6 protein-coding genes are annotated in these 6,834 nt (G+C 64.5%); 3 read left to right on the top strand and 3 right to left on the bottom strand.

The annotated features are described in order from the left end of the window. The 3 genes from H928_RS27630 to H928_RS0113225 all read right to left on the bottom strand — a co-directional run. A partial coding sequence (locus H928_RS27630) for a DUF3488 and transglutaminase-like domain-containing protein (RefSeq protein ID WP_043340044.1) occupies positions 1-1,480 on the bottom strand: 1,480 nt, incomplete at its 3' end. 10 nt (positions 1,481-1,490) lie between these two features. After that, positions 1,491-2,438, bottom strand: coding sequence for a DUF58 domain-containing protein (locus H928_RS0113230; protein WP_148293152.1), 948 nt, complete (start codon positions 2,436-2,438; stop codon positions 1,491-1,493). 67 nt (positions 2,439-2,505) lie between these two features. Continuing rightward, positions 2,506-3,426 carry a MoxR family ATPase gene (locus H928_RS0113225; protein WP_021026942.1) on the bottom strand — a complete coding sequence of 307 codons (921 nt, stop codon included), beginning with the start codon at positions 3,424-3,426 and terminating at the stop codon, positions 2,506-2,508. 43 nt (positions 3,427-3,469) lie between these two features. Here H928_RS0113225 and H928_RS0113220 point away from each other — a divergent pair, with 43 nt between their 5' ends. From H928_RS0113220 to H928_RS0113210, 3 genes are all read left to right on the top strand, one after another. Next, positions 3,470-4,423: a histone deacetylase family protein gene (locus H928_RS0113220; RefSeq protein WP_027010912.1), complete on the top strand. Its 954-nt coding sequence runs from the start codon at positions 3,470-3,472 to the stop codon at positions 4,421-4,423. Positions 4,424-4,445: 22 nt separating this feature from the next. Continuing rightward, complete coding sequence (locus H928_RS0113215) at positions 4,446-5,225, top strand: enoyl-CoA hydratase (RefSeq protein WP_021026940.1); 780 nt, start codon at positions 4,446-4,448, stop codon at positions 5,223-5,225. Between the two features lie 133 nt (positions 5,226-5,358). Continuing rightward, complete coding sequence (locus tag H928_RS0113210; protein ID WP_021026939.1) at positions 5,359-6,633, top strand: mechanosensitive ion channel family protein; 1,275 nt, start codon at positions 5,359-5,361, stop codon at positions 6,631-6,633. Positions 6,634-6,834: the final 201 nt, after the last annotated feature.

Genomic DNA, 6,834 nt, shown 5'->3' with positions numbered 1-6,834 from the left:
ACCGCACCCAGCCTTGTTCTTCGCCCAGCCACACTTCGGCCCAGGCATGGGCATCGGCCTGGCGCACGGTCCAGTAGCCGTCGACGCTGTTGGCTTCGCCCCCTTGGTAGCCGGTCACAATGCGTGCGGGCACGCCGGCGCTGCGCAGTGCAACCACAAAGGCGGCCGAGATATGCTCGCAAAAGCCTTCCTTGCGGTCGAACCAGAACTGGTCGGCCGCCTGGCCGGTGTAGACGCCCGGGTCCAGCGTATAGGTGTAGCCGCCGCTGCGCAGCTGCCCCAGCAGGCGCTGCACCAGTTGGGCGCTGCGGTCGGGGCGCTCGCCCACCTCGGCGCTCAGCTGCGCCACCCAGGCCTGGGTGCGCGGGTTGCTGCTCGCCGGCAGCCGGCGGTTGAAGGCCAGCTCGCGCTTGCCCGCCTGCATGCCAAACTGGTAGCGTGTGTGGCTCTCCACCACGATGCGGGTCACCTCGGTGATGGGCCGGCTGCTGAGCCACTGCAGATCGCCGGTGCTGTAGGCGCGGCCGCGTGGCAGCGTGGGCGCCTCTCGGGTCAGGTCCAGGGTCAGCAGCCAGGGCTTTTGGTGCGGCTCCAGGGTCAGCTCGTAGCGCAGCGCCTCGCCTTCGGTGCGGATGTCGGCAAATATCCGGTCATCGGGATTGCGAAAGCTGGGCGTCGCGCGCCAGGTCGTGCCATCGAAATCGGACAGCACCGGCCCGCGCCAGTACAGCTGGTTGGCGGGGGGCGGCCGGTTTTGCGGGGTGTCGAACTTGACGCGAAACGCAATGCCCTCGTCCTGGGCCAGCGATGCGACCGAGCCCACGGTCATCTCCTCGGACAGGCCGGTCTTGGCCGTCGGGTTCTGGGGCACGCCCCAGAGCGGCGCCATGCGCGGGAAAAAGACAAACAGCGCCAGCGTGAGTGGCGCGCCAATGGCCACCATCTTCAGCGACAGGCCTGCCGCAAACTTGAGCGAAGGCTGGCCCACCGGCATATGCGCATGGACCAGCGCAGTGAGCAAGCCCACCAGGCCAATGGCAATGGCCAAGGCCGTCAGCAGCGACTGCGAATGCAAAAAGTTGGCAATCAGCGCAAAAAAGCCGAGGAAGAAAATGACCATCGCATCGCGCTTGGCACGCAGCTCCATGGTCTTGAGCGTCAGCAGCATGCTGACCAGCGTGACGCCGGCATCGGCGCCCAGGATGGTGCGGTAGCTGAACAAGGTCAGCCCGACGACCAGCACCAGCAGGGCCAGCAGCTGCCAGCGGCCGGGCAGGGGCTTTTGCAAAAGCGCAATGCGGCCGCGCCAGGCAAGCAAGGCATAGGCGAGCGCCGAGGCCCACAGCGGCAAGGTGGCCGTGAGCGGCAGCAGGATCCAGCCGACGACGGCGAGCAAAAAGAGGGTATCGCGCGCCTCGCGTGGCAGGCTGGACCAGCGGCTGGTGCCTGCGGTGTGGGCAGGGTTGAAAACAGAGGGCATCGTGCTGCTCCTAGGCCAGTGCCAGTGCGCGCAGACAGGCCTGGCGGTGTGCGGGCCCGCTGTCGGCGGTTTGCTCGGCGTTGGCCGCTCCCAAACGCAGCCCGTAGCGCAGGCCTTGCTGGTCGGCCATCACCACCCAGGCGGCCAGGCGCGAGAGCTGGGCTTCACGTTCTGCCAGGCCGCATTGGTTGGCATCGAGCCACAGGTCCTGCTGCGCCTGGTGCTGGTTGTCGCGCACGACAAAATGGCCACTGCCTGTGGCCAGCGAGGTCGCCGCTTTCTTCCAGACCACCAGCTTGAGCGGGTCTCCGCGCCGGTAGCTGCGCACGCCATCAAACTCCCCACTGCTGGCCCGCAGGCTGGCGCTGCTTCCGGTGCCTGCATCGGCCAGGCCCAGCGGCAGCGGCGGTGGGTTGGTTTCTGGGCTGGGGTAGACCAGAGCCTTCTCGGTGGTTCTAAAGACGGTCCACATGCGAAAGACGCCGAGTGGAAAGCGCGTCTCGACCAGCACCGCAGGCAGGTTTTGGTAGCCGCGCCGCTCAGCGGGCGTGCTCAGTTGCATGGGGGTGCTGGCTTGCGCGGGGGCGTCCACCTGGCTGAGTTCATGGCCTTGGTAGTGGCGTATGCCCAGTGCATAGCGGCTGCGCCGGCTGGGGTTGTCCAGACGCAGATCCAGGCGCAGCGGCTGGCCGGCAAACTGGGCCTCGGGGGCATGCAGCTCCAGCTGCAGACCCAGCAGATTGCGGTAGCCGATACCCACCGACACCAGCGCCGCGCCGGTGAGCATGAAGGTCAGCAAAAAGCCCAGGTTGAGCTGAAAGTTGATACTGGTCACCAGCAGCACGAGCAAGGTGAGCGCCAGCATCCAGCCCGCACGCGTGGGCAGCAGGTAGAGGTTGCGGCGGCTGACGGCATGGCGGCTGGCGCTGGGCAACTGGGCCAGCCACCACTGGCGCATGCGCTGGCGAAGCCGCTGGACAGGGCGGTTGCGGGGCTGCCCTGAAGCCGCTGGGGGCGCACTCACACTACTGCAGCGCCACGCTGTCCATCATCGCGCGCACCTGCTCGACCGCGCTGCGCCCCGAGGTGCTGACCGGCACCAGCCGGTGCGCGGTGGTCTGCGGCAGGATGGCCTGCACATCATCGGGCGCGACATAGTCGCGGCCCTGGATCAAGGCCTGCGCCTTGGCGGCCCGGATGAGGCCAATGCCTGCGCGCGGGGACAGGCCCTGCACAAACCACTGGCCCGAGCGCGTGGCGGCGATCAGCGCCTGCACATAGTGGATCAGCGCATCGCTGGCGCGCACGCTGGTCACTTCCTGCTGCAGGAACTTCAGCTCGACGGCCGAGGTGAGTGCCGGCAACTGGTTGGCGATGTCGCGGTGGCCTTGGCCGGCCAGCAGCTGGAACTCGGCCGCCTGGTCGGGGTAGCCCAAGGAGATGCGCATCAGGAAGCGGTCGAGCTGGCTCTCGGGCAGCGCATAGGTGCCCAGCTGGTCGAGCGGGTTCTGCGTGGCGATGACAAAGAAAGGCTGGGGCAGCGGGCGCGTGGCGCCCTCGACCGTCACCTGTTTTTCTTCCATGGCCTCCAGGAGCGCGCTTTGCGTCTTGGGGCTGGCGCGGTTGATTTCATCGGCCAGCAAAACCTGGGTGAATACGGGGCCGGGATGGAACACAAAGGCCTGCTGCTCGCGCTCATAGACCGACACGCCGGTCAAGTCGCTGGGCATCAGGTCTGCAGTGAATTGCACCCGCGCAAACTGCAGCCCCAAGGTGCGGGCCAGCGCATGCGACAGCGTGGTCTTGCCCACACCTGGTACGTCTTCAATCAGCAGATGTCCTCCCGCCAGCAAACAAGTCAGACAATCCTGAACCTGCGCCGGTTTCCCCACAATCACCGTGTTAAGCTGAGTCAATAATTTTTGTATGGTGTGCTGTGTCTGCATACCAGCACAATAAACGACAAAGGCAGTTAAGGAGACGAAAACTGTGTCCAAGACAGGTTATTTCAGCCACCGTGACTGTTGGCTGCACGACATGGGGCCTGCCCACCCGGAATGCGCTGCTCGCCTGGATGCGATTGAAGACCGCTTGCTGATCACCGGGGTGGGGGACGCGTTGGAGCGGCGCGACGCCCCCAAGGCCAGCATGTCCGATCTGGAACTGGGCCATGAGCGCCTGCATATTGCGTCGATCCGTGGCCTGTCCGAGATGGCGGCCGACAACCAGGCCATTGGTGGCCCGCAGACCCTGATGCTGGACACCGACACCGCCGTCAACGGTGCCACCTGGAATGCCGCGCTGCGCGCCTGTGGCGCGGCGCTGGCTGCCACCGATGCGGTGATCAGCGGCGAGATGGAAAACGCCTTTTGCGCCGTGCGCCCGCCGGGCCACCATGCAACGCGCAAGCAGGCCATGGGCTTTTGTTTTTTCAACAATGTCGCCGTTGCCGCCAAGTATGCGCTGATGCGCCACCAGCTTAAGCGCGTAGCGATTGTCGATTTTGATGTGCACCACGGCAATGGCACCGAAGACATCTGCGCCGGCGACCCGCACATTTTGATGGTGGGCATTTTCCAGCACCCCTTCTACCCGCATTCGGGCGACAAGGACCCGGCGGCCAATATGCTCAATGTGCCGGTGCCAGCCTACACCAAGGGCATGGACATCCGCGAGATTGTCGAGACCTACTGGATCCCGCGCCTCGAGGAATTCAAGCCCGAGATGGTCTTCATCAGCGCAGGCTTTGATGCCCACCGTGAAGACGACATGGGCCAGCTGGGCATGGTCGAGGCCGACTACGCCTGGATCACCCACCGCGTGAAAGACATTGCACGGCGCTTCAGCAAGGGCCGCATCGTCTCCTGTCTGGAAGGCGGCTATGTGATGACGCCGCTGGCAGCCAGTGTGGAAGCCCACATCCGCGTGCTCGCCGATCTGTAAACAACTTTTTGAGGAACTGGCCATGACGGACAGCAACTTGCTTGTGCACAGCCGCGATGCGCGTGGTGTGGTGACCTTGTGCATGAATGATGCGGCGCGCTTCAACGCGCTGGGTGATGAGATGCTCGCTGCCTTGCGCGCCGCGCTGGCCGCCATTGCGCAGGATGCCTCCGTGCGCGTGGTGGTGCTGGCCGCGCAGGGCCGGGCCTTTTGCGCGGGCCACAACCTCAAGGACATGGCCGCCCATCCTGACCGCGCCTGGTACCAGGACCTGTTCAACCGCTGCAGCCAGGTGATGATGGCGATCCAGAAGCTGCCGGTGCCCGTGATCGCGCGGGTGCAGGGCATGGCGACCGCTGCCGGCTGCCAGCTGGTGGCGCAGTGTGACTTGGCCGTTGCCAGCAGCGAGGCCAGCTTTGCCACCAGCGGCATCCAGTACGGCCTGTTCTGCGCCACACCCAGCGTGCCCCTGGTGCGCAACATGCCCATCAAGCAGGCGATGGAGATGCTGCTGACGGGCGAGTTCATCAGTGCTGAGCAGGCGCTGGCCCAGGGCCTGGTCAACCGGGTGGCCGCTCCCGAGCAGCTCGATGCGGAGCTGGAAAAGCTGGTCGCCGCCATCATCAGCAAACCCGCTGCAGCCGTGCGCATGGGCAAGGCCCTCGTCTACCAGCAGCGGGAGCTGGGCATCGAAGCGGCCTACCAGGTGGCCAGCCAGTGCATGGCCTCCAACATGATGGACAGCAATGCGCAGGAAGGCGCGCAGGCCTTTGCGCAAAAGCGCAAGCCGGTCTGGTCTTAGCCTCAGGCTGCGCTCAGCCGCGCGTCCCAGGAACTCTGCCGCTCCTACAAACGGCAGCGCCCTATCGGTGATACGGTACGGAACCAGCATATGCTTGCGCGTATGCTTTTTTTGGACCCTATGAGACCGGCGCATGGATATCTTTGATCGTTTACTACAGGACTTTGAACAGGCCAGCACCTGGCAGGAACTGGCCGTTCTGGTGATTTGCATTGGCCTGGCCTGGCTGCTGACACGCAGTTTTTACCGCCACCGCGACGATGGCAAGCCCTCGGTATGGTTTGGCAAGACGGCCTGGGGCGGGGCGCTGTTCCCGCTGCTGGCGCTGCTGTTCACTGCAGCGGCCCGCATGCTGGTGGAGCACTACCAGCCGGTGTTCTTGCTGCGGCTGGCGGTGCAGATTCTGCTGTCGCTCGCGGTGATCCGCTTGGTGGCCCGGGTGCTGGCCAAGACCTTTCCCAACTCCACCTTGGTGCGCCTGATCGAGCGGATTTTCTCGTGGCTGGCCTGGGGCGTCGCGGTGCTGGGCATCCTGGGTGTGCTGCCGCAGGTGATGGCCCAGCTCGATGCCGTGCAGTTCGCCTTTGGCAAGACGTCGATATCGGTGCTGGAGCTGTTCCAGGGGGCGATATCGGTGGGCATGGTGATGCTGGTGGTGCTGTGGATTTCGACCACCTTCGAGCAGCGCGTGATCGACGATATGGTCAAGGACCTGTCGATGCGCAAGATGGCCGTCAACCTCACGCGCATGCTGCTGATCACGGTCGGCCTGCTGGTGGCGCTGTCGCTGGTGGGGGTCGATCTGACGGCACTGTCGGTGCTGGGCGGTGCCTTCGGGGTCGGCCTGGGCTTTGGCATGCAGAAGATCGCCTCCAACTATGTCAGCGGCTTTCTGGTGCTGATCGAACGCGCCTTGCGCATTGGTGACAACGTGCGCGTTGACGGTTTTGAAGGCCGCATCACCGACATCCGCACGCGCTACACCGTCATCCGTGCCTCCAACGGGCGCGAATCGATTGTCCCCAATGAGACCTTGATCACCCAGCGGGTGGAAAACCTCACCGATGCCGACCAGAAGTTCAATCTGACGACCCAGATTGTCGTGGGCGCAGACAGCGATGTCGCGCAGGTGCGCGAGGTCTTGAAGAGCGCCGCACTGGCGCAGGCCCGGGTGCTGGCCAAGCCCGAGCCCTCGGTATTCCTGGTGAATTTCGCGCCTGACGGGCTGGAGTTCAGCCTGAGCTTTTACATCAACGATCCGATGAACGGCCAGGCCAATGTGAAGTCGGCGGTCAATATCGCCGTGCTCGAGGGCTTGCGCGCTGCCAGCATCGAGATTCCGTTCCCGCAACGTGTTTTGCATATCCAGAACAATAGCGGCGGTGCAATACCTGCCAGCCAGGGCTGATGAACCGCCAACTTGTGCGGAAAATGGAGGCTGCTGCGCAGCGATGCGCCGATAATTGGTCGTTATGGCTCGTCTGGTCATAAAAAAGCACGATCGTGCTGTTTTTGTGCGATGATGGCCTGATCCATGCCCATGGCTGAGTGGCCGCGCCAACGCGCCGCCACTGGCGCAAACCTATTGAACAACTCAGGAGTCGAGGTT

Origin of the sequence: Comamonas sp. B-9 (assembly GCF_000410635.1) — a bacterium.
GTDB lineage: Bacteria > Pseudomonadota > Gammaproteobacteria > Burkholderiales > Burkholderiaceae_C > Comamonas.
The sequence above is the reverse complement of the archived record's forward strand: the minus strand, read 5'-3'. Positions and strand labels throughout refer to the sequence as shown.